At 41.3% G+C, this 25,792-nt stretch carries 34 protein-coding genes; all 34 read left to right on the top strand.

All coding sequences use genetic code 11. The annotated features are described in order from the left end of the window. Positions 1 to 317 precede the first annotated feature (317 nt). The 34 genes from rpoB to rpsK all read left to right on the top strand — a co-directional run bounded on the left by rpoB (position 318) and on the right by rpsK (position 25,721). The gene (gene rpoB / locus ACFSBH_RS18530) at positions 318 to 3,854 is read left to right on the top strand and encodes a DNA-directed RNA polymerase subunit beta (protein ID WP_251514764.1); all 3,537 of its coding nucleotides are present in this window, start codon (positions 318 to 320) and stop codon (positions 3,852 to 3,854) included. Positions 3,855 to 4,022: 168 nt separating this feature from the next. Next, entirely contained in the window at positions 4,023 to 7,631 is a 3,609-nt protein-coding gene (rpoC, locus tag ACFSBH_RS18525; protein WP_251514763.1) for a DNA-directed RNA polymerase subunit beta', read from the top strand. Positions 7,632 to 7,853: 222 nt separating this feature from the next. Beyond that, positions 7,854 to 8,105, top strand: a complete 252-nt coding sequence (locus ACFSBH_RS18520; RefSeq protein WP_379599033.1) for a ribosomal L7Ae/L30e/S12e/Gadd45 family protein — start codon at positions 7,854 to 7,856, stop codon at positions 8,103 to 8,105. Positions 8,106 to 8,234: 129 nt separating this feature from the next. Further along, on the top strand, positions 8,235 to 8,654 hold the full coding sequence (gene rpsL / locus ACFSBH_RS18515) for a 30S ribosomal protein S12 (protein WP_251514761.1): 420 nt from the start codon (positions 8,235 to 8,237) through the stop codon (positions 8,652 to 8,654). A gap of 41 nt (positions 8,655 to 8,695) precedes the next feature. After that, positions 8,696 to 9,166, top strand: coding sequence for a 30S ribosomal protein S7 (rpsG, locus tag ACFSBH_RS18510; RefSeq protein WP_251514760.1), 471 nt, complete (start codon positions 8,696 to 8,698; stop codon positions 9,164 to 9,166). 39 nt (positions 9,167 to 9,205) lie between these two features. Beyond that, a complete protein-coding gene (fusA, locus tag ACFSBH_RS18505; RefSeq protein ID WP_251514759.1) occupies positions 9,206 to 11,287 on the top strand; it encodes an elongation factor G in 2,082 nt (693 codons plus the stop codon). Between the two features lie 119 nt (positions 11,288 to 11,406). Beyond that, positions 11,407 to 12,597: an elongation factor Tu gene (gene tuf / locus ACFSBH_RS18500; protein WP_379599030.1), complete on the top strand. Its 1,191-nt coding sequence runs from the start codon at positions 11,407 to 11,409 to the stop codon at positions 12,595 to 12,597. A gap of 438 nt (positions 12,598 to 13,035) precedes the next feature. After that, entirely contained in the window at positions 13,036 to 13,344 is a 309-nt protein-coding gene (gene rpsJ, locus ACFSBH_RS18495) for a 30S ribosomal protein S10 (protein WP_251514757.1), read from the top strand. Between the two features lie 28 nt (positions 13,345 to 13,372). Beyond that, positions 13,373 to 14,005, top strand: coding sequence for a 50S ribosomal protein L3 (gene rplC / locus ACFSBH_RS18490; protein ID WP_251514756.1), 633 nt, complete (start codon positions 13,373 to 13,375; stop codon positions 14,003 to 14,005). Positions 14,006 to 14,030: 25 nt separating this feature from the next. After that, the gene (gene rplD, locus ACFSBH_RS18485) at positions 14,031 to 14,654 is read left to right on the top strand and encodes a 50S ribosomal protein L4 (protein WP_379599027.1); all 624 of its coding nucleotides are present in this window, start codon (positions 14,031 to 14,033) and stop codon (positions 14,652 to 14,654) included. After that, positions 14,654 to 14,941, top strand: coding sequence for a 50S ribosomal protein L23 (rplW, locus tag ACFSBH_RS18480; protein WP_251514754.1), 288 nt, complete (start codon positions 14,654 to 14,656; stop codon positions 14,939 to 14,941). Before rplD ends, rplW begins: the two co-directional genes overlap by 1 nt. A gap of 28 nt (positions 14,942 to 14,969) precedes the next feature. Beyond that, the gene (gene rplB / locus ACFSBH_RS18475; RefSeq protein ID WP_379599025.1) at positions 14,970 to 15,800 is read left to right on the top strand and encodes a 50S ribosomal protein L2; all 831 of its coding nucleotides are present in this window, start codon (positions 14,970 to 14,972) and stop codon (positions 15,798 to 15,800) included. 57 nt (positions 15,801 to 15,857) lie between these two features. Next, positions 15,858 to 16,136, top strand: a complete 279-nt coding sequence (gene rpsS, locus ACFSBH_RS18470; protein ID WP_251514752.1) for a 30S ribosomal protein S19 — start codon at positions 15,858 to 15,860, stop codon at positions 16,134 to 16,136. 20 nt (positions 16,137 to 16,156) lie between these two features. Beyond that, positions 16,157 to 16,498, top strand: coding sequence for a 50S ribosomal protein L22 (gene rplV, locus ACFSBH_RS18465; RefSeq protein WP_251514751.1), 342 nt, complete (start codon positions 16,157 to 16,159; stop codon positions 16,496 to 16,498). Between the two features lie 3 nt (positions 16,499 to 16,501). Next, a complete protein-coding gene (gene rpsC / locus ACFSBH_RS18460) occupies positions 16,502 to 17,143 on the top strand; it encodes a 30S ribosomal protein S3 (protein WP_251514750.1) in 642 nt (213 codons plus the stop codon). A gap of 17 nt (positions 17,144 to 17,160) precedes the next feature. Then, positions 17,161 to 17,595 carry a 50S ribosomal protein L16 gene (gene rplP, locus ACFSBH_RS18455; RefSeq protein WP_251514749.1) on the top strand — a complete coding sequence of 145 codons (435 nt, stop codon included), beginning with the start codon at positions 17,161 to 17,163 and terminating at the stop codon, positions 17,593 to 17,595. Continuing rightward, complete coding sequence (rpmC, locus tag ACFSBH_RS18450; protein WP_251514787.1) at positions 17,585 to 17,785, top strand: 50S ribosomal protein L29; 201 nt, start codon at positions 17,585 to 17,587, stop codon at positions 17,783 to 17,785. The genes rplP and rpmC overlap by 11 nt, the downstream gene beginning before the upstream one ends. A gap of 25 nt (positions 17,786 to 17,810) precedes the next feature. Beyond that, the gene (gene rpsQ, locus ACFSBH_RS18445; protein ID WP_251514748.1) at positions 17,811 to 18,074 is read left to right on the top strand and encodes a 30S ribosomal protein S17; all 264 of its coding nucleotides are present in this window, start codon (positions 17,811 to 17,813) and stop codon (positions 18,072 to 18,074) included. Between the two features lie 43 nt (positions 18,075 to 18,117). Then, complete coding sequence (rplN, locus tag ACFSBH_RS18440) at positions 18,118 to 18,486, top strand: 50S ribosomal protein L14 (protein ID WP_251514747.1); 369 nt, start codon at positions 18,118 to 18,120, stop codon at positions 18,484 to 18,486. A 32-nt stretch (positions 18,487 to 18,518) separates the two neighbouring features. Then, positions 18,519 to 18,830: a 50S ribosomal protein L24 gene (rplX, locus tag ACFSBH_RS18435; protein ID WP_379599021.1), complete on the top strand. Its 312-nt coding sequence runs from the start codon at positions 18,519 to 18,521 to the stop codon at positions 18,828 to 18,830. A gap of 27 nt (positions 18,831 to 18,857) precedes the next feature. Next, entirely contained in the window at positions 18,858 to 19,397 is a 540-nt protein-coding gene (rplE, locus tag ACFSBH_RS18430) for a 50S ribosomal protein L5 (protein WP_251514745.1), read from the top strand. A gap of 25 nt (positions 19,398 to 19,422) precedes the next feature. After that, on the top strand, positions 19,423 to 19,608 hold the full coding sequence (gene rpsN, locus ACFSBH_RS18425) for a 30S ribosomal protein S14 (RefSeq protein ID WP_206269980.1): 186 nt from the start codon (positions 19,423 to 19,425) through the stop codon (positions 19,606 to 19,608). A 29-nt stretch (positions 19,609 to 19,637) separates the two neighbouring features. Beyond that, entirely contained in the window at positions 19,638 to 20,036 is a 399-nt protein-coding gene (gene rpsH / locus ACFSBH_RS18420) for a 30S ribosomal protein S8 (RefSeq protein WP_251514744.1), read from the top strand. A 28-nt stretch (positions 20,037 to 20,064) separates the two neighbouring features. Continuing rightward, complete coding sequence (gene rplF / locus ACFSBH_RS18415) at positions 20,065 to 20,601, top strand: 50S ribosomal protein L6 (protein ID WP_251514743.1); 537 nt, start codon at positions 20,065 to 20,067, stop codon at positions 20,599 to 20,601. A 30-nt stretch (positions 20,602 to 20,631) separates the two neighbouring features. Beyond that, complete coding sequence (gene rplR, locus ACFSBH_RS18410; RefSeq protein ID WP_251514742.1) at positions 20,632 to 20,994, top strand: 50S ribosomal protein L18; 363 nt, start codon at positions 20,632 to 20,634, stop codon at positions 20,992 to 20,994. Between the two features lie 24 nt (positions 20,995 to 21,018). Then, entirely contained in the window at positions 21,019 to 21,522 is a 504-nt protein-coding gene (rpsE, locus tag ACFSBH_RS18405; RefSeq protein WP_251514741.1) for a 30S ribosomal protein S5, read from the top strand. A 13-nt stretch (positions 21,523 to 21,535) separates the two neighbouring features. Then, positions 21,536 to 21,718, top strand: coding sequence for a 50S ribosomal protein L30 (gene rpmD, locus ACFSBH_RS18400; RefSeq protein WP_251514740.1), 183 nt, complete (start codon positions 21,536 to 21,538; stop codon positions 21,716 to 21,718). A gap of 28 nt (positions 21,719 to 21,746) precedes the next feature. Next, positions 21,747 to 22,187: a 50S ribosomal protein L15 gene (gene rplO / locus ACFSBH_RS18395; protein WP_251514739.1), complete on the top strand. Its 441-nt coding sequence runs from the start codon at positions 21,747 to 21,749 to the stop codon at positions 22,185 to 22,187. Beyond that, positions 22,187 to 23,482 (top strand): preprotein translocase subunit SecY, encoded by a 1,296-nt coding sequence (secY, locus tag ACFSBH_RS18390; protein WP_251514738.1) that lies wholly within the window; start codon positions 22,187 to 22,189, stop codon positions 23,480 to 23,482. The genes rplO and secY overlap by 1 nt, the downstream gene beginning before the upstream one ends. 35 nt (positions 23,483 to 23,517) lie before the next feature. Beyond that, a complete protein-coding gene (locus ACFSBH_RS18385) occupies positions 23,518 to 24,168 on the top strand; it encodes an adenylate kinase (protein WP_379599016.1) in 651 nt (216 codons plus the stop codon). A gap of 394 nt (positions 24,169 to 24,562) precedes the next feature. Continuing rightward, a complete protein-coding gene (gene infA, locus ACFSBH_RS18380) occupies positions 24,563 to 24,781 on the top strand; it encodes a translation initiation factor IF-1 (protein ID WP_156857249.1) in 219 nt (72 codons plus the stop codon). A 28-nt stretch (positions 24,782 to 24,809) separates the two neighbouring features. Next, positions 24,810 to 24,923, top strand: a complete 114-nt coding sequence (rpmJ, locus tag ACFSBH_RS18375) for a 50S ribosomal protein L36 (RefSeq protein WP_010095733.1) — start codon at positions 24,810 to 24,812, stop codon at positions 24,921 to 24,923. 20 nt (positions 24,924 to 24,943) lie between these two features. Beyond that, positions 24,944 to 25,309, top strand: a complete 366-nt coding sequence (gene rpsM / locus ACFSBH_RS18370) for a 30S ribosomal protein S13 (RefSeq protein ID WP_251514733.1) — start codon at positions 24,944 to 24,946, stop codon at positions 25,307 to 25,309. Between the two features lie 22 nt (positions 25,310 to 25,331). Continuing rightward, entirely contained in the window at positions 25,332 to 25,721 is a 390-nt protein-coding gene (gene rpsK, locus ACFSBH_RS18365; protein WP_251514731.1) for a 30S ribosomal protein S11, read from the top strand. Positions 25,722 to 25,792 lie beyond the last annotated feature (71 nt).

The raw sequence follows: 25,792 nt of genomic DNA, 5'->3' as shown, positions 1-25,792 counted from the left end.
CAAGCGTAAACCGCAAATAAATATCTAAAACGTATATTTTGCCGACAGACGGAGACAATGGAATAAGTATAATAGACAGATTGTTTAATGTTTCTTCATATAGTTTACCAAAATTTAATGGACTTGTACAACTGTATTTTCATATCCTTGGGAAATACAGTCGTATAACTCTTGAAGTTGTAAGCGATGAAGAATTTTGTTGTTTGTGCAAGTTATATAAAAACGAGATTGGGCATCCGTCCAATTTCCGTTTTAAATAATAAAATAATTCCGTAGAGAATCCTCTACGAAACATAAGATCTTAAGGGGTGAAGCAGTTGACAGGACAACTAGTTCAATATGGCAAACACCGCCAGCGTAGAAGCTATGCACGTATCAGCGAAGTATTAGAGCTGCCAAATTTAATCGAAATTCAAACCGCTTCTTATGAATGGTTCATGGAAGAAGGGTTAAGGGAAATGTTTAGAGACATTTCTCCAATTGAGGATTTCACCGGTAACCTTTCATTAGAATTTGTAGATTATAGTTTGGGTGAGCCTAACTATCCTGTAGACGAATCAAAGGAAAGAGATGTAACCTATAATGCTCCCCTTCGCGTGAAGGTTCGTTTATTAAATAACGAAACTGGTGAAGTGAAGGAACAGGAAGTATTTATGGGTGATTTCCCATTGATGACTGATACAGGTACATTTATCATCAACGGAGCTGAGCGTGTAATTGTATCCCAGCTTGTACGTTCCCCAAGTGTGTACTTTAACCATAAAATCGATAAAAATGGTAAGCGCGGAGTTCAAGCAACCGTCATTCCGAACCGTGGCGCTTGGCTTGAATTCGAAACGGATGCAAAAGACGTTGCTTACGTGCGGATTGACCGTACACGTAAACTACCAATCACGGTATTACTACGTGCTTTAGGTTTCGGTACGGACCAAGAAATCATTGACCTTCTAGGTGATAATGAATACTTGAGAAACACCCTTGAAAAAGATAATACGGAAACAACAGAGAAAGCATTACTAGAAATATATGAACGGCTTCGTCCGGGTGAACCGCCAACTGTAGAAAATGCTAAAAATCTATTGATTTCACGTTTCTTTGATCCGAAGCGTTATGATTTAGCTCATGTTGGTCGTTATAAAATGAACAAAAAGCTGAATATCAAAAACCGTTTATTCAACCAAGTGTTAGCCGAAACGATTGCTGATCCTGAAACAGGTGAGGTTCTTGCGGAGAAAGGTGATCGTTTAGAGCGTAAATTACTAGATAAACTTATTCCTTTCTTGGAGAGGGAAGAAGAGAAGCTTGGCGAACATGTCATCTCTCTTCATGATGGAGTTTTAGAAGAGGATATCAGCCTTCAGTCCATTAAGATTATTGACCCTACAGACCCAGAAGGTGAGCGGGAGTTAACCATCATTGGAAATGGTGGCGTGGATAATGATGTAAAAAACATCACTCCAGCTGATATTTTGGCTTCCATCAGCTATTTCTTTAACTTGCTGCACAGAGTGGGCGATGTAGATGATATTGATCATTTAGGAAACCGTCGTTTACGTTCTGTTGGTGAACTGCTGCAAAACCAATTCCGAATCGGTCTATCTCGTATGGAACGCGTAGTACGTGAAAGAATGTCAATTCAAGACACTTCCAGCGTGACACCACAGCAATTAATCAATATACGTCCTGTTATTGCATCAATTAAGGAGTTCTTTGGTAGTTCGCAGTTATCCCAGTTCATGGATCAAACAAACCCATTGGGAGAACTCACGCATAAGCGTCGTTTATCTGCGCTTGGACCTGGAGGATTAACCCGTGAACGAGCTGGTTTTGAAGTACGTGACGTCCACTACTCTCACTATGGTCGTATGTGTCCGATTGAAACACCGGAAGGACCGAATATCGGTCTGATCAACTCCTTATCCAGTTATGCGAAAGTAAATAAATTTGGTTTCATTGAATCACCATATCGCCGTGTGGATCCGGAAACTGGTCAGGTGACGGACCAAATTGATTACCTTACAGCTGATGAGCAAGATAATTATATCGTTGCACAAGCAAACGCGCCTTTAGATGAGAATAATCGTTTTGCGAATGAAGAAGTAATTGCTCGTTTCCGTGAAGATAACATCGTTGTTTCACGAGACAAAGTGGATTATATGGACGTTTCACCGAAGCAGGTTGTCTCTGCGGCTACTGCATGTATTCCTTTCTTAGAGAATGACGACTCGAACCGTGCACTAATGGGTGCGAACATGCAGAAGCAGGCAGTTCCTTTATTGGTTCCAGAATCACCTATAGTTGGAACGGGAATGGAATATGTAAATGGTAAAGATTCCGGTGCTGCAGTTCTTTGCCGCCATGCAGGAATTGTTGAACGAGTAGAAGCGAAGGAAATTGTTGTCCGTCGCATCTCTGAAGTAGATGGGAAAGAAGTCGAAGGAGATACGGATGTTTACAAGTTACAGAAATTCCAACGTACAAACCAAGGAACATGTTATAACCAACGTCCAATCATTAAAGAAGGCGACCGTGTAGATAAGGGCGAAATCTTAGCAGATGGACCTTCCATGGAACTAGGAGAACTTGCTCTTGGTCGAAACGTATTGGTCGGTTTCATGACATGGGAAGGGTATAACTACGAGGATGCTATCATTATGAGTGAGCGTCTAGTGAAAGATGATGTATATACTTCCATTCATATTGAAGAATTTGAACTGGAAGCACGTGATACGAAACTTGGACCGGAAGAGATTACGAGAGATATTCCGAACGTTGGGGAAGAAGCGCTTAAAAACCTTGACGAAAATGGAATTATCCGTGTCGGAGCAGAAGTGAAAGATAGCGATATTCTTGTAGGAAAGGTAACACCAAAAGGGGTTACGGAATTATCTGCAGAAGAGCGTCTGCTTCATGCGATTTTCGGTGAAAAAGCTCGGGAAGTAAGAGATACTTCTTTACGAGTTCCTCATGGCGGTGGCGGTATTGTTCTTGACGTCCGTGTATTCAACCGCGAAGATGGCGATGAACTGTCTCCAGGGGTCAACCAGCTCGTCCGCGTTTATATCGTACAGAAACGTAAAATCTCTGAAGGAGATAAAATGGCTGGTCGTCACGGAAACAAAGGTGTTATTTCGAAGATTCTACCAGAAGAAGATATGCCGTTCATGCCAGACGGAACGCCGATCGACATTATGCTTAACCCACTAGGAGTTCCATCCCGTATGAACATCGGACAAGTGTTCGAGTTGCATCTCGGAATGGCAGCGAGACTCTTAGGAATTCACGTAGCATCTCCGGTATTTGACGGTGCTACGGAAGAGGATGTACATGAAACGTTACAAGAAGCTGGAATGGCTCCAGACGCCAAGACGGTCCTGTATGACGGAAGAACTGGAGAGCCATTCGATAACCGTGTATCTGTTGGTGTCATGTATATGCTTAAACTAGCTCACATGGTTGATGATAAATTGCATGCCCGTTCAACTGGTCCATACTCACTTGTTACTCAGCAGCCACTTGGTGGTAAAGCACAATTTGGTGGTCAGCGTTTTGGAGAGATGGAGGTTTGGGCGCTTGAAGCATACGGTGCAGCTTACACGCTTCAAGAAATCCTTACTGTCAAATCTGATGATACAGTTGGTCGTGTGAAGACTTATGAAGCGATTGTCAAAGGACATAACGTACCAGAACCAGGAGTTCCTGAATCATTCAAGGTACTTATCAAGGAGCTACAGAGTTTAGGACTTGATGTTAAAATGCTGAACAGCCACGAAGAAGAAATCGATATGCGGGAACTTGAAGATGATGAAGTTCAGGCAGCATCGAAGCTCAACTTAGAAATTGAAGAGAACTAAATAGTGAATGCTATGCGCCCGTTCCGTGACGTATAGACTGGAATGGGCCGTGGCTGTTTTAGTTCGTATAGTATTCCTTAAAGATAAAATGAAGTGAGAATTGATAATGGGCGATCAATTCTCCTTCTCTTATATAATTACAGCACATAAATAAGGGAGGATTGCCCCTTGCTAGATGTAAATACGTTCGAATATATGAAAATAGGTTTAGCTTCTCCGGAGAAGATCCGTTCATGGTCTTACGGTGAAGTGAAAAAACCAGAAACCATCAACTACCGTACCTTAAAGCCTGAAAAAGACGGTCTGTTCTGTGAAAGAATTTTTGGACCGCAGAAAGACTGGGAATGTCATTGCGGAAAGTATAAACGAGTACGCTATAAAGGTGTAGTCTGTGACCGCTGTGGAGTAGAAGTGACGAAAGCGAAAGTGCGTCGTGAAAGAATGGGGCATATTGAATTGGCGGCTCCTGTATCTCATATTTGGTATTTCAAAGGAATCCCGAGTCGGATGGGGCTTGTTCTTGACATGTCACCACGTGCCTTAGAAGAGGTCATTTACTTTGCCGCATATATTGTTACGGATCCAGGTAATACACCGCTTGAAAAGAAACAACTTTTGTCTGAGAAAGAATATCGTGCTTATTACGATAAATATGGAAAATCCTTCCGTGCAGAAATGGGTGCTGAAGCGATCCGCAAGCTACTTCAAGATATTGACCTTGAAAAAGAAGTAAAGACTTTACGTGAAGAGTTGAAGACTGCCCAAGGTCAACGTAGAACACGTGCAATCAAGCGTCTTGAGGTAATGGAAGCTTTTCGTAATTCTGGTAACGAACCAAGCTGGATGGTATTAGATGTTCTTCCGGTCATTCCACCAGAAATTCGCCCAATGGTGCAGCTTGACGGTGGACGTTTTGCTACATCCGACTTAAATGATTTATACCGCCGGGTAATTAACCGTAATAACCGTCTGAAAAGACTATTAGATCTTGGTGCACCTAGTATTATCGTACAAAACGAGAAACGTATGCTCCAAGAGGCGGTTGATGCATTGATTGATAACGGACGTAGAGGTCGTCCAGTAACAGGTCCAGGTAACCGACCGTTAAAATCACTTTCTCATATGCTGAAAGGTAAACAGGGACGTTTCCGTCAAAACCTGCTAGGTAAGCGTGTGGACTACTCTGGTCGTTCTGTTATCGTTGTAGGTCCGAACCTCAAAATGTACCAATGTGGATTGCCAAGAGAAATGGCCCTTGAGTTATTCAAGCCGTTCATTATGAAAGAGCTGGTAGACAGAGGCCTAGCTCATAATATCAAATCCGCTAAGCGGAAAATTGAACGGGTCCATCCGGATGTATGGGATGTTCTCGAGGATGTTATTAAAGAGCATCCAGTACTATTAAACCGTGCACCTACTTTGCACCGTTTAGGAATTCAAGCCTTCGAACCAACTCTAGTGGATGGTCGGGCAATTCACTTGCACCCTCTAGTATGTACAGCATATAACGCTGACTTTGATGGTGACCAAATGGCGGTTCACGTACCGTTATCAGCAGAGGCGCAAGCTGAAGCAAGAATTCTTATGTTGGCAGCACAAAACATCCTAAACCCTAAAGATGGGAAACCGGTAGTTACTCCTTCCCAGGATATGGTTTTAGGTAACTATTATTTAACGTTAGAACGAGAAAATGCAATTGGTGAGGGAAGTGTCTTCAAAGACACCAATGAAGCATTAATCTCTTACTATACAGGAAATGTTCATCTCCATACGAGAGTTGCTGTTCATGCAGGAAGCTTAAACAATAAAACTTTCACAGAAGAACAAAACAGCAAATTATTAATCACAACTGTTGGTAAACTAATATTTAATGAGATTCTTCCAGACTCCTTCCCGTTTATTAACGAACCAACTAGAACGAATCTGGAAGACAAAACGCCAGATAAGTACTTTGTTGATCCGGGAACAGATGTAACAGAAGTCATTAAGAACGCCGAATTAATCAGACCGTTCAAGAAAGGTTTCTTAGGTGATATTATTGCTGAAGTCTTTAAACGCTTTAAGATCATCGAGACCTCTAAGATGCTTGACCGTATGAAAGATTTAGGGTTCAGATATTCGACTAAAGCTGGTATGACAGTTGGTATTTCCGATATTGTCGTTCTACCAGGTAAAGAGAAAATCTTAGATGAGGCCCAAGATAAAGTAGATAACGTCTTGAAACAATTCCGTCGTGGTCTTGTTACAGAAGAAGAGCGTTACGATCGTGTGATTTCTATCTGGACACAAGCAAAAGACACGATCCAAGATAAACTGATGGAGTCCCTAGACAATCGAAATCCAATCTTCATGATGAGTGACTCTGGAGCACGTGGTAACGCATCGAACTTTACTCAGTTAGCTGGAATGCGTGGACTTATGGCCGATCCGTCTGGTAAAATCATCGAGCTTCCGATTAAATCCAGCTTCCGTGAAGGGTTGACGGTACTAGAGTACTTTATCTCTACTCACGGAGCCCGTAAAGGACTTGCGGATACAGCGCTGAAGACTGCTGACTCTGGATACTTGACGAGACGTCTTGTAGACGTTGCCCAAGATGTCATCATTCGAGAAGAAGACTGTGGTACCGACCGTGGACTTCCGGTACGTGCTTTAGTTGACGGATCAGAAGTGATTGAGCCGCTTATCGATCGTTTGATTGGACGTACAGCATTCAATGAAATTGTCCATCCTGAAACTGGCGATGTTATTGTGAAGCATAACGAAATGATCCATGAAGATCAGGCGAAAGAGATTGTAAATGCCGGAATTGAAGAAGTTAACATTCGAACTGCCTTCACATGTAATACAAAACACGGCGTTTGCCAAAAATGTTATGGTCGAAACCTCGCTACTGGTTCAGACGTTGAAGTGGGAGAAGCGGTAGGGATTATTGCTGCCCAATCAATTGGAGAACCGGGTACTCAGTTGACAATGCGTACGTTCCATACAGGTGGGGTTGCCGGAGATGACATCACTCAAGGTTTACCGCGTATCCAAGAGCTATTTGAAGCTCGTAATCCTAAAGGGGAAGCGGTAATCACTGAAATTTCCGGAACGGTTCAAGAAATTAAAGAAGTAAAAGATAAATATGAAATTGTCATTCAAGGTTCTGTTGAACAGCGTACCTATCCGGTGCCATATAATGCAAGAATGCGAGTTGCAGAAGGCGACGAGGTAGAAGCCGGACAGGAGCTTACGGAAGGTTCAGTTGATCCAAAAGAGCTTCTGCGAGTTAAAGGTGTAGAAGGGGTTCAGGATTACTTGCTGCGTGAAGTTCAACGAGTTTACCGTATGCAAGGGGTAGAAATCGGTGACAAGCACGTTGAAGTAATGGTACGTCAAATGCTACGTAAAGTCCGTGTGGTTGACGCTGGTGATACAGATGCACTTCCAGGTTCATTGCTTGAATTGCATCAATTCAGGGATATCAACAAACCGGTACTTCTTAGCGGTGGCAACCCAGCAATCGGTAGACCGGTCTTGCTTGGAATTACGAAAGCATCTCTTGAAACAGATTCCTTCCTATCTGCAGCTTCCTTCCAAGAAACGACTCGTGTCTTGACGGATGCAGCGATAAAAGGTAAACGTGATGACTTGCTCGGACTAAAAGAGAACGTCATTATCGGTAAGCTTGTTCCAGCTGGTACTGGTATGCAACAATACCGGACAATCGAAACCGGATTGGATTTGCCTGAGATGGAAGAGGCTGTCGAAGAAACAGAAACAGTTAAGTAATATAATTGCCTGTCCTGCTCCACGTTGTATTCTTAAGGAAACAACCTGTGAAGGTGATGCAATAGAACCTTTTCAGGAGCTGGACGCGGCATAATATATAAGGGTAAAAATAAATTTGGAAGCACCGTAAAATTAACAAATAAATTATTGACATTAAAAACTGAGGATGTTAATATATTCAAGGTGCTTCCAATTTATACTTGTTGCTTTGGAGGATGTAAGATGTCTTATGAAAAAGTGACAGAATTTAGATCTCGTCTAATTATTGGAATAAAGCAGACACAGAAAGCCATGAAAAATGGCGAAGTAAGTGAAGTTTTTATTGCTGATGATGCTGAAAAGCATATTACGCAAAAGGTAGCTAATTTAGCTGAAGAGCTAGGAATACCTTGTCAGCGTGTGGATTCAATGAAGAAATTAGGTAAAGCTGCAGGTGTGGAAGTGAATGCTTCAACGGTTGCGGTCAAAAAATGATTTGGTGCACAGAGCACCAAAAATTCTTTTTTACCTTCAAATGAACCACCTGGGTGTGTGGTATTACATCTAGCTTGTATATAGCTAGTTACAGCTTATTTTAATTCGAAAGAAGGGAGGAAAAACAAGATGCCTACAATTAACCAATTAATCCGTAAAGGACGTGTAAGCAAGCCTAAAAAGTCTGACTCTCCTGCACTTAACAGAGGATACAACAGCTTCAAAAAGCAGCTTACAAACCATAACTCTCCACAAAAACGTGGTGTATGTACACGTGTTGGTACATTAACTCCTAAAAAACCGAACTCAGCATTACGTAAATATGCGCGTGTTCGTTTATCTAATAACATGGAAGTTACTGCATACATCCCTGGTATTGGTCACAACCTACAAGAGCACAGTGTAGTTTTACTACGCGGTGGACGTGTAAAAGACCTTCCTGGGGTACGTTATCACATCGTTCGTGGTGCCCTTGACACTGCTGGTGTTGAAGGACGTATGCAAAGCCGTTCAAAATACGGTGCGAAGAAGCCAAAAGAAAACAAATAATCTCAGCATGAAAATAGACAAACAGGAAAGGAGGTAGACATATGCCACGTAAAGGACCAGTACCTAAGCGCGATGTCTTACCAGATCCGATTTACAATTCAAAATTAGTGACTCGTCTTATCAATCAAATTATGGTTGATGGTAAAAGAGGTATCGCACAAAAGATTCTATACAACGCATTCAATCTAGTTCAAGAACGCACTGGACAAGATCCAATGGAAGTTTTTGAGCAAGCAATGAAGAATGTAATGCCAGTACTTGAAGTACGTGCACGCCGTGTTGGTGGTTCAAACTACCAAGTGCCGGTTGAAGTTCGACCAGAACGCCGTCAAGCTTTGGGTCTACGTTACCTTGTTAACTACTCACGCCTACGCGGAGAGAAAACAATGGAAGATAGACTAGCAAACGAAATCATCGATGCTTCTAATAACACAGGTGCAGCTGTTAAGCGCCGTGAAGAAATGCATAAAATGGCTGAAGCGAATAAAGCATTCGCTCACTACCGTTGGTAAGATAAAACTAATAAAGCACTATAGGAAGGAGAAGAATACATGGCAAGAGAGTTCTCCTTGGAAAAGACGCGTAATATTGGGATTATGGCACATATTGATGCTGGTAAAACCACTACAACTGAGCGTATTCTTTTCTATACAGGACGTATTCATAAAGTTGGTGAAACTCACGAAGGTGCTTCTACGATGGACTGGATGGAGCAGGAGCAGGAGCGTGGAATCACGATCACATCTGCTGCTACTACAGCACAGTGGAAAAACCACCGTATCAACATCATTGATACTCCAGGACACGTAGACTTCACAGTAGAGGTTGAACGTTCACTCAGAGTACTTGATGGAGCGGTGACTGTTCTTGACGCACAATCTGGTGTTGAACCACAAACAGAAACAGTATGGCGCCAAGCTACTACTTATGGTGTACCAAGAATTGTATTCATTAACAAAATGGATAAAACGGGTGCAGACTTCTTATATGCTACAAACACATTAAGAGACCGTCTAGGTGCAAATGCACACCCTGTCCAAATGCCGATTGGCGCAGAGGATCAATTCGAAGGAATCATCGACTTAATCAATATGGAAGCTCACTTCTATAAAGATGATTTAGGAACAGTTGATGAGTCTGCTGAAATCCCTGCTGAATTGAAGGATCAAGCAGAAGAGCTTCGTGCAGAATTGATTGAAGCAGTTGCTGAAACTGATGAAGATCTAATGATGAAATATCTTGAAGGTGAAGAAATCTCGGTTGACGAATTGAAACAAGCAATTCGTAATGCAACACTTGCTGTAGATTTCTACCCAGTGTTCTGTGGTTCTGCTTTCAAGAACAAAGGTGTTCAGTTACTTCTTGACGGTGTACTTGATTATCTTCCAGCTCCAACAGATGTTGCTGCGATTGAAGGTATCGTACCTGGAAAAGAAGATGAAAAAGTTACTCGTGAGTCAGATGACAATGCACCATTTGCTGCATTGGCATTTAAAGTTATGACAGACCCGTTCGTTGGTAAACTAACGTTCTTCCGTGTTTACTCTGGTACACTAGAATCAGGTTCATACGTGAAAAACAGTGTGAAAGACAAACGTGAACGTGTTGGTCGTATCCTACAAATGCATGCGAACTCCCGTGAAGAGATTTCTATAGCTTATGCTGGTGAAATCGCTGCAGCGGTTGGTTTGAAAGATACAAGTACCGGTGACACTTTATGTGATGAAAAACACCCGGTAATCTTAGAATCAATGGAATTCCCAGAGCCGGTTATCTCGGTTGCGATCGAACCGAAGACAAAAGCCGACCAAGATAAAATGGGTACTGCTTTGGCTAAACTTGCTGAAGAAGATCCAACGTTCAAGACAGAAACGAACACAGAAACTGGTCAGACAATCATTTCTGGTATGGGTGAGCTTCACCTTGATGTTATCGTTGACCGTCTGAAACGTGAATTTAAAGTGGAAGCTAACGTAGGTGCTCCACAAGTTGCTTACCGTGAAACGTTCCGCCAGGCTGCTGAAGTTGAAGGTAAATTCATTCGTCAATCCGGTGGACGTGGACAATATGGACACGTTTGGATTAAGTTTGAACCTAACGAGGAAGGCGCAGGCTTTGAGTTCACAAACGCTATCGTTGGAGGGGTTGTTCCTCGTGAATACATTCCTTCAGTTGAGCAAGGTATCGAAGAAGCACTTGAAACTGGTGTACTAGCTGGATATCCATTAATCGATGTCAAAGCAACACTATATGATGGTAGCTACCACGATGTCGACTCTAACGAGATGGCATTTAAGATTGCGGCTTCAATGGCACTTAAAGCAGCTAAGAACAAATGTAACCCAGTACTGCTTGAGCCAATGATGCGTGTAGAAATCGTAATCCCTGAAGAATACATGGGAGATATCATGGGTGACGTTACATCACGCCGTGGACGTATTGAAGGAATGGAAGCTCGTGGAAATGCACAGCTTGTAAAAGCGTTCGTACCACTCTCTGAAATGTTTGGTTACGCAACAGCTTTACGTTCTAATACTCAAGGTCGTGGAACGTATACAATGGTATTCGATCACTACGCAGAAGTACCTAAATCAATCTCAGAAGAAATTATTGAGAAAAACGCTGGACAATAATTGATTTTTTGAATGATTTAACGTATAACATTTAGTGAGGACTAGAGAATAATCAACTTATTATTCCTTAGTTAAAATAAATTATAATAACAGTTATTTATTTAAAGGAGGAACTATAAATGGCTAAAGAAAAATTCGACCGCTCCAAACAGCACGTTAACGTTGGAACTTTAGGACACGTTGACCATGGTAAAACTACGTTAACTGCTGCTATTACTACTGTAATGAACAAAGTATACGGTGGTGGAGACGCAAGAGGTTATGACCAAATTGATAACGCACCAGAAGAAAGAGAACGTGGAATCACAATCGCTACTTCTCACGTTGAGTACGAAACTGAAAACCGTCACTATGCACACGTTGACTGCCCAGGTCACGCGGACTATGTTAAAAACATGATCACTGGTGCTGCACAAATGGACGGTGCTATTCTAGTAGTATCTGCTGCTGATGGCCCAATGCCACAAACTCGTGAGCACATCCTACTTTCTCGTAACGTTGGAGTACCTGCTTTCGTAGTATTCCTAAACAAAGTTGACATGGTTGACGATGAAGAGTTACTAGAATTAGTAGAAATGGAAGTTCGTGACCTATTAACTGAATACGACTTCCCTGGTGATGACGTACCAGTAGTAGCAGGTTCTGCTCTTAAAGCACTTGAAGGTGTTGCAGAATACGAGGAAAAAATCGTTGAGCTTATGAAAGCTGTTGACGAATACGTTCCAACTCCAGAACGTCAAACTGACAAACCATTCATGATGCCTGTTGAGGATGTATTCTCTATTACAGGTCGTGGTACAGTTGCAACTGGACGTGTTGAGCGTGGACAAATCAAAGTTGGAGAAGAAGTTGAGATCATTGGTCTTAATGAAGCTCCTGGTAAAACAACTGTTACAGGTGTTGAGATGTTCCGTAAACTTCTTGACTATGCAGAAGCTGGAGACAACATCGGTGCGTTACTTCGTGGGGTAGCTCGTGAAGATATCAGCCGTGGTCAAGTTCTTGCAAAACCAGGAACTATCACTCCACACACAAACTTCAAAGCTGAAGTTTACGTATTATCAAAAGAAGAAGGTGGACGTCATACTCCATTCTTCTCTAACTACCGCCCACAGTTCTACTTCCGTACTACGGATGTAACTGGTGTATGTCAACTTCCTGAAGGCGTAGAAATGGTTATGCCTGGGGACAACGTTGAAATGACTGTAGAACTTATCTCACCAATCGCGATTGAAGATGGAACTCGTTTCTCTATTCGTGAAGGTGGACGTACAGTAGGATCTGGCGTTGTAACATCAATCACTAAATAAGTTATACATCTTTATAAAAATGGGCAGCTAATTCTAGCTGCCTATTTTAATTTGCTCTTCAAGATATAGTTTTCGGTGTCCTGCCAATAAGTCTATAAACTTAGATTCTACCCTAGAAGTCTTTGAATTTAGTGCTGTTAAATCGCCTATATGCAATTTCCCTCTAAAATATGCAAACTCACCTTGAAAAAGAGTAAAAAATCCCGAGAAAACCTTGCAATCCATAGAAAACATGCGTATAATATGTAGATGTGCAATTGATTCTTATCTAAGAAAAAGGTTGCAATGGCCAACGAATTCTTATATAATATTAATGTTGGTCTTAAAACGGCGATGAAGTGAAAGGTTGTTGGCACACCCGGCCGCTTTGCCATGGCGGTGTGTCAAGAAATTTTCATGGAGAATGTCTATAATAATATGGGCGAAGGAGGGAAAATGATGGCAAAAGAAAAAATCAGAATCCGTTTGAAAGCTTATGATCACCGAGTATTGGATCAATCTGCAGAAAAGATTGTTGCAACTGCAAAACGTTCTGGAGCAAATGTTTCTGGACCGATTCCATTACCGACAGAAAAGAATGTATATACAATCTTACGTGCGGTGCATAAATACAAGGATTCACGTGAGCAATTCGAAATGCGTACACATAAACGTCTAATCGATATTGTGAACCCAACACCAAAAACAGTGGACTCACTTATGAGACTAGATCTGCCAAGTGGTGTAGATATTGAAATTAAATTATAATATAAACGAAATATAGGAGGTGTAACGGATGACGAAAGGAATCTTAGGTCGCAAAATCGGCATGACTCAGTTATTCTCTGAGACTGGTGAGTTGATCCCAGTGACAGTGATTCAAGCTGAGCCGAACGTCGTATTGCAAAAAAGAACAAACGAAAATGATGGATATACAGCAATTCAATTAGGGTTTGCGGATAAGAAAGAACATCGTGCAAACAAAGCGGAAAAAGGACATGCTGAAAAAGCGAGCACTAGCCCTAAGCGCTACGTTCGTGAAATCCGCACCGAAAATATCGACGAGTATGAAGTAGGTCAAGAAATCAGTGTTGATATTTTCACAGCTGGAGAGAAAATTGATGTAACAGGAACTTCTAAAGGTAAAGGATTCCAAGGCTCTATTAAACGTCACGGCCAAGCTCGTGGACCAATGAGTCACGGTTCTCATTTTCATAGAAGCTCTGGGGCAATGGCTATGGCAGCTACTCCAGCACGTGTATTTAAAGGTAAAAAATTACCAGGACAAATGGGTAATGAACAAATTACAATTCAAAACCTTGAAGTAGTAAGTGTAGATGCAGAAAAGAATCTACTACTAGTTAAAGGCAATGTTCCAGGCGCGAAAAAATCCTATGTTAAAATTACTAGCGCATTAAAAGGAAATTAATCACTAAAAGAAGGGAGGATTTGTCATGCCAAAAGTAACATTGTTTAAGCAAGATGGAAGTAACGCAGGAGAAGTTGAATTAAACGAAGCGGTATTCGGTATCGAGCCAAACACTCATGTATTACACGAAGCAGTAGTAATGCAACGTGCATCATTACGCCAAGGTACACATGCAGTCAAAAACCGTTCTGCAGTTCGTGGCGGTGGTCGTAAACCATGGCGTCAAAAAGGAACAGGACGTGCACGTCAAGGTTCTATCCGTTCACCACAATGGGTTGGCGGTGGAGTAGTATTTGGTCCTACACCACGCAGCTACAGCTACAAGCTACCTAAAAAGGTGCGTCGTTTAGCGCTTAGATCTGCTTTATCTTCTAAAGTGAAAGAAGAAAACATCTTTGTTTTAGAGCAACTTGCATTGAATGCTCCAAAAACAAAAGAAATCATCAATTTACTAGATGCATTAAAAGTAGATGAGAAAGCATTAATTGTGACTGCTGATACTAATGAAACAATTGCTCGTTCAGCAAACAACCTTCAAACAGTTAAAGTATTGACTGTAGAGGAGTTGAACGTATTAGATATCTTAACGTATGACAAGTTAGTTATTACGAAAGATGCGGTCGAAAAAGCAGGGGAGGTGCTTGCATAATGAAAGATCCACGTGATATTATTAAGCGCCCTATCATTACTGAGCACAGTGCTGATTTAATGGCAGACAAGAAATATACTTTCGAAGTCGACCCTAAAGCAAACAGAACTGAAATCAAAAACGCTGTTGAAGTAATCTTCGGTGTAGAAGTAGAAAAAGTTAACACAATGAACCTAAAAGGTAAATTCAAGAGAATGGGACAATACGGAGGATTCCGCCCAAATCGTAAAAAAGCTATCGTTCAGCTTTCAGAAGACAGTAAAGATCTAGATTTCTTTGAAGGCTAAAATCAATTATTGAGAAGGAGGGAAAAAGATGGCGATCAAGAAGTTCAAACCAACTTCAAACGGTAGACGTAATATGTCTGTTTCAACATTTTCAGAGATTACTACGGATACCCCAGAAAAATCCTTGCTCGCTCCGCTTAGCAAACAAGCTGGACGTAATAACCAAGGTAAAATCACTACTCGTCATCACGGTGGCGGTCACAAGCGTCAATATCGTATCATCGATTTTAAACGTGACAAAGACGGAATACCAGGACGCGTTGCTACAATCGAATACGATCCGAACCGTACAGCAAACATTGCATTAATTAATTATGCAGATGGAGAAAAACGTTATATTCTAGCTCCTAAAGGTTTACAAGTAGGGCAAGAAATCGAATCAGGTACTGAAGCGGATATCAAAACAGGTAATGCTTTACCACTTGCAAACATCCCAGTAGGTACAGTTATTCATAACGTTGAATTAAAACCAGGACGTGGAGGACAACTCGCTCGTTCAGCTGGTTCAGAAGCACAAATCCTTGGACGTGAAGGTAAATACACACTTGTCCGCTTAGGATCTGGTGAAGTTCGCCTAATCTTGAGCTCATGCCGTGCAACAATCGGTCAAGTTGGAAACATCGAACATGAACTAATCCGTGTCGGTAAAGCTGGTCGTTCACGCTGGTTAGGCAAGCGCCCAACTGTACGTGGATCAGTTATGAACCCGAATGATCACCCACACGGTGGTGGTGAAGGACGCGCGCCAATTGGACGTAAATCACCAATGTCACCATGGGGTAAACCGACTCTTGGTTACAAGACTCGTACACGCAACAAGCCGTCTGATAAGTACATTGTTCGTAAACGTAAAAAATAACAAAATAAGACGGGAAACAGTTAGGCCCGTCTCTAAACTCTGGAAGGAGGTTTATCCATGGGTCGTAGTTTGAAAAAAGGACCTTTCGCTGATGACCATCTATTGAAAAAGGTTGATGCAATGAACGAAAGTGAAAAGAAACAAGTTATCAAAACTTGGTCTCGTCGTTCTACAATCTTCCCATCTTTCGTTGGTCTCACAATCGCAGTATATGATGGACGTAAACACGTTCCGGTTTATATCACAGAAGATATGGTTGGACATAAATTAGGTGAATTCGCGCCAACTCGTACGTATAGAGGACACGCTGGCGACGACAAGAAAACAAAACGCTAAAATGAGAGGAGGCTACTCGCATGCAAGCTAAAGCCATTGCAAAATCGGTTCGTATCGCTCCTCGTAAGGTACGTTTAGTCGTTGATCTGATTCGAGGAAAAAATGTTGGTGAAGCAATTGCAATTTTGAAACATACACAACGTGGTGCTTCTCCAGTCGTAGAAAAAGTATTGAAATCTGCTATCGCAAACGCAGAACATAACTACGAAATGGATACAGACAACTTGGTTGTTTCTGAAGCATATGTAAACGAAGGTGTAACGTTGAAACGTTTCCGTCCACGTGCACAAGGACGCGCAAGTCAAATTAACAAACGCACAAGCCACATTACAGTTGTGGTAACTGAAAAGAAGGAGGGGTAGTTAGTGGGTCAAAAAGTACATCCAACGGGTCTTCGCGTAGGAATCATTAAAGACTGGGAGTCAAGATGGTACGCTGGTAAAGATTATGCAGACTTACTACATGAGGATATTAAGATCAGAGAATATCTTGAGAACCGCTTAAAGACAGCCGCTGTTTCTTCTATCGAAATCGAGCGTGCAGCTAACCGTGTGAACATTACGATTCATACAGGTAAACCAGGTATGGTTATCGGTAAAGGCGGATCTGAAGTTGAAGCTCTAAGAAAAGCATTGAACAAATTAACTGGTAAAAGAGTTCATATCAATATCGTTGAAATCAAAAAGGTGGACTTGGACGCAAAATTGGTTGCTGACAGCATTGCACGTCAGTTAGAAAACCGTATTTCATTCCGTCGTGCTCAAAAGCAAGCAATCCAAAGAACAATGCGTACAGGAGCTAAAGGAATCAAAACTCAAGTATCTGGACGTCTAGGTGGAGCGGACATCGCGCGTGCAGAACACTACAGTGAAGGAACAGTACCACTACACACATTACGTGCCGACATCGACTATGGTACAGCAGAAGCTGATACTACTTACGGTAAACTTGGCGTAAAAGTGTGGATCTATCGTGGTGAAGTCCTTCCAACTAAAAAAGAAAAATAAGGAAGGGGGCACTTTATATGTTAATGCCTAAACGTGTAAAATATCGTAGACAACACCGTGGTAAAATGAGAGGTCAAGCGAAAGGCGGTACAACTGTTTCTTTCGGTGAATACGGCCTACAAGCTACAGAAGCTTCTTGGATTACAAGTCGTCAAATTGAAGCTGCCCGTATTGCAATGACACGTTACATGAAACGTGGCGGTAAAGTTTGGATTAAAATCTTCCCAGACAAACCATATACAGCTAAGCCTTTAGAGGTACGTATGGGTTCTGGTAAAGGTGCTCCAGAAGGCTGGGTAGCAGTAGTAAAACCAGGAAAAATTATGTTTGAAATCGCAGGAGTGGACGAAGCTGTAGCTCGTGAAGCGTTACGTCTAGCTGCTCATAAATTGCCTATTAAAACTAAGTTTGTAAAACGCGAAGAAATTGGTGGTGAAAGCAATGAAGGCTAAAGAAATAAGAGAATTAACCACTGCCGAAATTGAAGATAAAGTGAAATCACTAAAAGAAGAATTGTTTAATTTACGCTTCCAGCTTGCTACAGGTCAGTTGGAAAACACTGCACGTATCCGTGAAGTACGTAAATCGATCGCTCGTTTAAAAACAGTTGCTCGTCAACGTGAATTAACTGCAAATAACTGATCTCGAGAGAGGAGGTACTTAAGGTATGTCTGAACGTAATAATCGTAAAGTTTACACAGGCCGTGTTGTATCGGACAAAATGGACAAAACAATCACTGTTGTTGTTGAAACAAACAAAGTCCATAAATTATACGGAAAACGTGTAAAGTACTCCAAAAAGTTTAAGGCACATGATGAAAACAACCAAGCTAAAACTGGTGACATCGTGCGTATCATGGAAACTCGTCCACTATCTGCTACAAAACGTTTCCGCTTAGTGGAAATTGTAGAAGAAGCGGTCATTATATAATCAAAGTTGATTCGGAACAAATCCGAAGGGAGGTCACAGTGTTATGATTCAACAAGAAAGTCGTCTAAAAGTTGCTGATAACTCTGGTGCTCGTGAAGTGCAAACAATCAAAGTTTTAGGTGGATCAGGCCGTAAGACTGCCAATATCGGTGATGTAATTGTTTGCTCGGTGAAAAAAGCAACACCAGGAGGCGTTGTCAAAAAAGGTGACGTCGTTAAAGCGGTAATCGTTCGTTCTAAATCTGGTGCACGTCGTAAAGATGGTTCATACATTCGTTTTGATGAAAATGCTGCTGTAATTATCCGTGATGATCAGAGCCCAAGAGGTACTCGTATCTTTGGACCTGTCGCACGTGAATTACGTGATGCTAAATTCATGAAAATCGTATCTCTAGCTCCAGAAGTATTATAAGTGAATCTTATCCTTAAGGAGGTGCGTAAAGCATGCATGTAAAAAAAGGTGATAAAGTAAAAGTTCTATCCGGAAAAGACCGTGGTAAAACAGGTACAATCCTTGAAGTATACCCGAAGAAAGACCGTGTACTTGTTGAAGGAGTCAATATGGTACAAAAACACGCAAAACCTTCTCAAGAAAACCCACAAGGTGGAATCTTAAACCAAGAAGCTGCAATTCACGTGTCTAACGTATTACCAATCGACCCTAAAACAGGTGAACCAACACGAGTTGGCTATGAAGTACGCGACGGTAAGAAAGTGCGTATTGCTAAAAAGTCCGGAGAAGCCTTAGATAAATAAGTTTGAAGTTGAAAGGAGGGCGCCATAATGAACCAATTAAAACAAAAATTTCAAGATGAAGTTACTCCATCTTTAATGAATAAATTTGACTATAAATCTGTCATGCAAGTACCAAAAGTTGAAAAGATCGTAATCAATATGGGTGTTGGTGACGCAGTACAAAACTCTAAAGCATTAGATAGTGCTGTTGAAGAATTATCCCTAATCTCTGGTCAAAAACCATTGATCACTCGTGCTAAGAAATCAATCGCTGGTTTCCGTTTACGTGAAGGAATGCCGATCGGCGCAAAGGTTACACTTCGCGGTGAACGTATGTATGAGTTCCTTCAAAAGTTGATTGCTGTTTCTCTTCCACGTGTACGTGACTTCCGTGGAATCTCAAAAAACGCTTTTGACGGTCGTGGAAACTACACATTAGGTGTAAAAGAACAACTAATTTTCCCGGAGATTAACTACGATAAAGTAAACAAAGTACGCGGACTGGATATCGTTATTGTTACAACTGCTAACACAGACGAAGAAGCGCGTGAGCTTTTATCAGAGTTAGGCATGCCTTTCCAAAAATAAGCTCTAGCATTAAGGAGGGAAATTTGTGGCTAAAAAATCAATGATTGCAAAACAACAACGTAAACAGAAGTACAAAGTTCAAGAATATACTCGCTGTGAACGTTGCGGACGTCCGCATTCTGTAATTCGTAAATTTAAACTTTGCCGTATTTGTTTCCGCGAACTTGCCTATAAAGGTCAAATTCCTGGTGTCAAAAAAGCAAGCTGGTAAACCCCAATCTGGGAAGGAGGTAATGATGAATGGTTATGACAGATCCAATCGCAGATATGCTTACTCGTATACGTAATGCGAATACTGTAAAACATGAAAAGTTGGAGCTTCCTGCTTCAAAAATGAAAAGAGAAATTGCTGATATCCTAAAACGTGAAGGATTCGTTAAGGATTATGAGTATATTGAAGATAACAAACAAGGTGTACTGCGTATTTTCTTGAAATACGGTAAAAACGAAGAAAAAGTAATCACTGGAATCAAACGTATCAGTAAACCTGGTTTACGTGTATATGCAAAAGCCGATGAAGTACCACGTGTATTGAACGGATTAGGAATTGCTATCGTGTCTACTTCAAAAGGTGTACTGTCTGATAAAGAAGCTCGCAGCCAACAAGTTGGTGGCGAAGTACTTGCATATGTTTGGTAATATTCTTTAACCCAAGGAGGTGCAGAAAATGTCTCGTATAGGATTAAAACCGATTGAAATTCCTCAAGGTGTAGAAGTGAAGTTTGATGGTAACCACGTTACTGTTAAAGGACCTAAAGGTGAACTTTCTAAACAAATCCATGAGGATATGAAAATTAACGTTGAAGATAATGTAATCACAATAGAACGTCCAAGTGATCATAAAGAACACCGTGCGTTACACGGAACAAGCCGTACTATGATCGCAAACATGATCGAAGGTGTAACTAACGGATTCCAAAAATCACTTGAAATCCAAGGGGTAGGTTACCGTGCACAAATGCAAGGTAAGAAACTAGTAGTGAATGCTGGTTATTCCCACCCTGTAGAAATCGATCCAATCGAAGGAATTGAAATCGAAGTTCCTAAGAACACAGAATTAACCGTTAAAGGTATCGATAAAGAGCTTGTTGGCGCAGTTGCTGCTAACATCCGTGCAATTCGTCCACCAGAACCTTACAAAGGTAAAGGTATTCGTTATGTTGGCGAACATGTACGCCGTAAAGAAGGTAAAACTGCTAAGTAAGATTAGTTAGGTATGAAAGGAGTGACCTAGATGATCACAAAACCGGACAGAAATGAAACGCGTAAGAGAAGACACGCGCGTGTACGCAAGTTTGTTACTGGAACTGCTGAACGTCCACGTCTAAACGTATATCGTTCAAATAAACATATTTATGCACAATTAATCGACGATGAGAATCGTGTTACGGTTTCTAGCGCTTCTACAAATGATAAAGACTTGAACATTACTAATGGTGGTAACGTTGAAGCTGCGAAATTAGTAGGAGAAGCAATTGCTAAACGTGCTATTGAGAAAGGCTTCAAGTCAGTTGTATTCGACCGTGGAGGCTATCTATATCATGGACGTGTAAAAGCTTTGGCTGAGGCTGCAAGAGAAGCAGGTCTCGAATTTTAATCGATAAAGGAGGTTACCATTTTAATGAATAATTCAATCGATCCAAACAAATTAGATTTAGAAGAACGTGTGGTATCGATCAACCGCGTTTCTAAAGTTGTTAAAGGTGGACGCCGTATGCGTTTTGCTGCATTGGTTGTTGTTGGCGACAAGAACGGTCATGTCGGTTTTGGTACAGGTAAAGCACAAGAAGTACCAGAAGCAATCAAAAAAGCAGTAGACAATGCGAAAAAGAATTTAATCCGTGTTCCACTTGTAGGTACTACAATTCCGCATGAAATCATTGGTGAATTCGGTTCTGGTAATGTACTGATGAAACCTGCTACAGAAGGTACTGGAGTTATCTCTGGTGGACCTGTCCGTGCGGTACTAGAGCTTGCTGGTGTTGGTGATATTCTTACTAAATCACTAGGAGCAAGCACTCCAATCAACGTGATTCGTGCAACAATCAATGGTTTAGAAAATCTTAAAACAGCAGAGGATGTAGCTAAACTACGTGGAAAGTCTGTTGAAGAACTGTTAGGATAAGGAGGGAAACAAAATGTCTAACAAATTAGAAATCACCCTCAAACGCAGTGTGATCGGCGGTACGCAAGTACAAAGAAAAACCGTTGAAGCACTAGGCTTAAAGAAAATCCGTCAATCAGTGGTACTTGAAGATACACCATCTGTTCGTGGTATGATTAATAAAGTATCCCACTTAGTAGACGTTAAAGACGCTTAAAGAAATTTTAACAAGAGGAGGTGCTCCGATGAAACTTCATGAACTAAAAGCGAATGAAGGTACTCGTAAAGAAAGAAACCGTGTAGGACGTGGAATGTCATCTGGAAATGGTAAAACTTCCGGACGAGGACATAAAGGTCAAAAAGCACGTTCAGGCGGTGGTGTTCGTCCAGGGTTCGAAGGTGGACAAATGCCTCTATTCCAACGTTTACCGAAGCGCGGCTTTACAAACATCAATCGTAAAGAGTATGCTATCGTTAATCTAGATAAACTCAACCAGTTTGAAGAAGGCACTGAAGTTACACCTGAGCTATTACTAGAAGTAGGTGTCGTAAGCAAATTAAATTCAGGTATTAAAATACTTGGTAATGGCGCGATCGATAAAAAGCTCACAGTAAAAGCTCATAAGTTCTCTCAAAGTGCGAAAGAAGCAATTGAGGCTGCGGGCGGTAAAACTGAGGTGATCTAATGTTTCGCACAATCTCCAACTTTTGGCGTGTTGCTGACATCAGACAGAAGATACTCTTTACATTAGCGATGTTGATTATTTTCCGTCTGGGCACATTTATTCCTGTACCGTTTACGGATAGAGCAGCACTCGACTTTATCACGAATCAACAAAATGTATTTGGATTCCTAAATACATTCGGTGGAGGAGCTTTACAAAACTTTTCTATTTTTGCGATGGGGATTATGCCTTACATTACTGCTTCCATTATTATGCAGCTATTGCAAATGGATGTTGTCCCTAAATTCACAGAGTGGAAAAAGCAAGGAGAAATGGGCCGTAAGAAAATAGCTCAAGTAACACGCTACTTTACTATAGTACTTGCGTTTATCCAGGCGATTGCCATGTCGGTAGGATTCAATGCGATGGCAGGCGGCCTATTGATTCAAGATCCTGGTTTTGTGAAATTCTTGGTTATAGCGCTCACCCTCACTGCAGGAACAGCATTCCTAATGTGGTTAGGTGAACAGATAACTGCACATGGAGTAGGTAATGGAATTTCCATCCTTATCTTTGCGGGTATCGTTGCAGCTGTACCCAATGGGGTTACCCAGCTAGTCAGTCAGTATTTCGTTAATGCTGGAGATGAGCTGTTCATTAACATTATTATTGTCACGATCATTTTACTTGTTGTAATTGCGGTAACGGTTGGCGTTATATACGTAAACCAAGCACTGCGTAAGATACCAATTCAATATGCGAAGAAATTGGTTAATCGTTCACCTGTAGGTGGTCAATCTACACACTTACCAATCAAGGTGAATGCAGCTGGAGTTATTCCAGTAATCTTTGCGAGTGCCTTCATGATGGCACCAACTACGATTGCTGGTTTCTACGAAGGGAATTCGGTAGCTAATACGATTTATAATATATTCCAATTTACAGAACCAATTGGAATGGTGATTTATGCAGCGTTGATTATCGCATTTACTTATTTCTATACATTTGTTCAAGTCAACCCAGAGCAAATGGCAGAGAACTTGCAAAAGCAAAGTGGATATATTCCGGGTATCCGACCTGGACATAACACGGAAATGTATCTCACTCGTGTGATTAAGCGGCTGACATTTGTAGGAGCGCTGTTCTTGGCAGCTGTTTCCATTCTACCGATTATCTTAGGAAGTGTTGCAAATCTGCCTCAATCCGTTCAGATTGGCGGAACAAGCTTACTAATCGTTGTAGGGGTTGCTTTGACAACAATGAAACAGTTGGAAGGACAATTAGTGAAGCGTCACTACAAAGGTTTTATTAAATAATTTCCTGCCAAAAGTGAAAAAGCGAGGGGAAACTATTGAATTTAATTTTAATGGGTCTACCTGGTGCTGGAAAAGGCACTCAGGCAGACAAAATAAAAGAAAAATACAACATCCCTCATATTTCTACAGGGGATATGTTCCGATCAGCAATTAAAGAAGGTACAGACCTCGGGAAAAAAGCAAAAGAATTCATGGATCAAGGAGCACTTGTTCCAGATGAAGTCACGATTGGAATTGTGAGAGAGCGTTTGATGAAGGATGACTGTAAGAACGGTTTTCTATTGGATGGTTTTCCGAGAACCATCCCACAGGCGCAAAGCTTAGAAAAGCTTCTCACAGAATTAAACCAATCCATTGATTTTGTGTTGCATGTAGATGTTCCAGCAGAAAAATTAGTGGAGCGTTTATCCGGCCGACGAATTTGTCCGACTTGTGGAACAGCATATCATATCGTATTCAATCCTCCGAAAGAGGAAGGAATCTGCGATAAAGATGGTTCAACATTAACCCAACGCGATGATGATAAGCCTGAAACGGTGAAAAATCGTTTAGCCGTAAACCTTGAGCAAATGCAACCTTTACTCGACTTTTACCAAGAGAAAGGGTATCTTGCACGAGTAAATGGAGACCAAGATATTGATGTTGTTTTCCAAGAGATTGAATCCAAGTTGGAAAACCTGGCTTAAGACGCTCAGAATAGGTGCAATTCTTTCTCTGTAAAGTTATAATGAAGGGCGTAGTAGCAACTGTTTAAAGTGTATCTTTATGCTTTATCCACGTTGTTCGCGATCGCACCGGTGTAGGTGAAATTCGTTCCTGTTTTTCTTGGATGTGAAACGGGCGAGTGCCAGTCGCAAGTGTTGTGGATGATCGGTACGTCTTATTAGCAGATGGAGAGTAAATCGAAGCCAATAAGCCGAAGAAGATACATTCTTCTAAAGAGAGCTTAAGGACTTATTATCTCCAGAAGTCCCAATAGCCTTCTAGAAACTGATTACGTCACAAACGGGAAATTGCTATTTCAATTTGCTTGGTCTTCAAGCGATGTGACTGATTTGAAGAAGGGAGACTAAAAACACGATGGCGAAAGATGATGTTATTGAAGTGGAAGGCACTGTAACGGAAACATTACCGAATGCAATGTTTCATGTTGAGCTTGAAAACGGGCATACCGTTTTAGCGCATGTATCTGGAAAAATTCGTATGCACTACATTCGAATCTTACCAGGTGACAAGGTTACAGTTGAACTTTCTCCGTATGATTTAACAAGAGGTCGAATTACGTACCGTTATAAATAATGCTCCGATATTAAAGGAGGTACTAAGGATGAAAGTAAGAGCATCTGTAAAACCAATTTGCGAAAAATGTAAAGTAATTAAGCGTAAAGGCAAAGTAATGGTAATTTGTGAAAATCCAAAGCATAAACAAAAACAAGGCTAAACAGGAGGTGCTAAAACAGTATGGCACGTATTGCAGGTATTGATATCCCACGTGACAAACGAGTAGTTATTTCCTTGACGTATATTTACGGAATTGGTAAATCAACTGCACAACAAGTCCTTAAAGAAGCAAACGTTTCTGAAGATACTCGCGTTCGCGATTTAACTGAAGACGAATTAGGACGTATCCGTAAAGCGATCGAGTCACTTACGATTGAAGGAGATCTTCGCCGTGAAGTTTCCCTTAACATCAAACGTCTAATGGAAATCGGTTCTTACCGTGGTTTACGTCATCGTCGTGGATTACCAGTTCGTGGTCAAAAAACGAAGAACAACTCTCGTACACGTAAAGGCCCACGTAAAACAATGGCTAACAAGAAGAAGTAATTTGAAAGGAGGATCATTTTAAATGGCTCGTAATACAAACACACGTAAACGTCGTGTCAAAAAGAATGTTGAGGCAGGTATCGCACATATCCGTTCTACATTCAACAACACGATTGTAACGATTACTGACCAAAAAGGTAATGCTATTTCTTGGAGTTCTGCTGGTGCATTAGGGTTCAAAGGTTCTCGTAAATCTACTCCTTTTGCAGCTCAAATGGCTGCTGAAACAGCTGCAAAAACAGCAGTAGAGAATGGTATGAAACACCTAGAAGTAACCGTTAAAGGACCAGGAGCAGGACGTGAAGCAGCAATTCGTTCACTTCAAGCAGCTGGCTTAGAAGTAACTGCAATTGTTGACGTAACACCGGTTCCTCATAATGGTTGTCGCCCACCGAAACGTCGTCGTGTATAATCCACTGCATTTGGTTACTAATAGAGCTAATTTGATAGCTTTTTAGTAAACATCGTATAGATTTTGTCACC

Source organism: Oceanobacillus luteolus (assembly GCF_042678205.1).
In the GTDB taxonomy this organism is placed as follows: Bacteria; Bacillota; Bacilli; order Bacillales; family Amphibacillaceae; genus Oceanobacillus; species Oceanobacillus luteolus.
The sequence above is the reverse complement of the archived record's forward strand: the minus strand, read 5'-3'. Positions and strand labels throughout refer to the sequence as shown.

Coding starts and splice junctions, on each gene's coding strand:
- ACFSBH_RS18520 (WP_379599033.1), top strand. CDS start 7,854: ATGTCTTATGAAAAAGTGACAGAATTTAGATCTCGTCTAATTATTGGA.
- rpsL (WP_251514761.1), top strand. CDS start 8,235: ATGCCTACAATTAACCAATTAATCCGTAAAGGACGTGTAAGCAAGCCT.
- rpsG (WP_251514760.1), top strand. CDS start 8,696: ATGCCACGTAAAGGACCAGTACCTAAGCGCGATGTCTTACCAGATCCG.
- fusA (WP_251514759.1), top strand. CDS start 9,206: ATGGCAAGAGAGTTCTCCTTGGAAAAGACGCGTAATATTGGGATTATG.
- tuf (WP_379599030.1), top strand. CDS start 11,407: ATGGCTAAAGAAAAATTCGACCGCTCCAAACAGCACGTTAACGTTGGA.
- rpsJ (WP_251514757.1), top strand. CDS start 13,036: ATGGCAAAAGAAAAAATCAGAATCCGTTTGAAAGCTTATGATCACCGA.
- rplC (WP_251514756.1), top strand. CDS start 13,373: ATGACGAAAGGAATCTTAGGTCGCAAAATCGGCATGACTCAGTTATTC.
- rplD (WP_379599027.1), top strand. CDS start 14,031: ATGCCAAAAGTAACATTGTTTAAGCAAGATGGAAGTAACGCAGGAGAA.
- rplW (WP_251514754.1), top strand. CDS start 14,654: ATGAAAGATCCACGTGATATTATTAAGCGCCCTATCATTACTGAGCAC.
- rplB (WP_379599025.1), top strand. CDS start 14,970: ATGGCGATCAAGAAGTTCAAACCAACTTCAAACGGTAGACGTAATATG.
- rpsS (WP_251514752.1), top strand. CDS start 15,858: ATGGGTCGTAGTTTGAAAAAAGGACCTTTCGCTGATGACCATCTATTG.
- rplV (WP_251514751.1), top strand. CDS start 16,157: ATGCAAGCTAAAGCCATTGCAAAATCGGTTCGTATCGCTCCTCGTAAG.
- rplP (WP_251514749.1), top strand. CDS start 17,161: ATGTTAATGCCTAAACGTGTAAAATATCGTAGACAACACCGTGGTAAA.
- rpmC (WP_251514787.1), top strand. CDS start 17,585: ATGAAGGCTAAAGAAATAAGAGAATTAACCACTGCCGAAATTGAAGAT.
- rpsQ (WP_251514748.1), top strand. CDS start 17,811: ATGTCTGAACGTAATAATCGTAAAGTTTACACAGGCCGTGTTGTATCG.
- rplN (WP_251514747.1), top strand. CDS start 18,118: ATGATTCAACAAGAAAGTCGTCTAAAAGTTGCTGATAACTCTGGTGCT.
- rplX (WP_379599021.1), top strand. CDS start 18,519: ATGCATGTAAAAAAAGGTGATAAAGTAAAAGTTCTATCCGGAAAAGAC.
- rplE (WP_251514745.1), top strand. CDS start 18,858: ATGAACCAATTAAAACAAAAATTTCAAGATGAAGTTACTCCATCTTTA.
- rpsH (WP_251514744.1), top strand. CDS start 19,638: ATGGTTATGACAGATCCAATCGCAGATATGCTTACTCGTATACGTAAT.
- rplF (WP_251514743.1), top strand. CDS start 20,065: ATGTCTCGTATAGGATTAAAACCGATTGAAATTCCTCAAGGTGTAGAA.
- rplR (WP_251514742.1), top strand. CDS start 20,632: ATGATCACAAAACCGGACAGAAATGAAACGCGTAAGAGAAGACACGCG.
- rpsE (WP_251514741.1), top strand. CDS start 21,019: ATGAATAATTCAATCGATCCAAACAAATTAGATTTAGAAGAACGTGTG.
- rpmD (WP_251514740.1), top strand. CDS start 21,536: ATGTCTAACAAATTAGAAATCACCCTCAAACGCAGTGTGATCGGCGGT.
- rplO (WP_251514739.1), top strand. CDS start 21,747: ATGAAACTTCATGAACTAAAAGCGAATGAAGGTACTCGTAAAGAAAGA.
- secY (WP_251514738.1), top strand. CDS start 22,187: ATGTTTCGCACAATCTCCAACTTTTGGCGTGTTGCTGACATCAGACAG.
- infA (WP_156857249.1), top strand. CDS start 24,563: ATGGCGAAAGATGATGTTATTGAAGTGGAAGGCACTGTAACGGAAACA.
- rpmJ (WP_010095733.1), top strand. CDS start 24,810: ATGAAAGTAAGAGCATCTGTAAAACCAATTTGCGAAAAATGTAAAGTA.
- rpsM (WP_251514733.1), top strand. CDS start 24,944: ATGGCACGTATTGCAGGTATTGATATCCCACGTGACAAACGAGTAGTT.
- rpsK (WP_251514731.1), top strand. CDS start 25,332: ATGGCTCGTAATACAAACACACGTAAACGTCGTGTCAAAAAGAATGTT.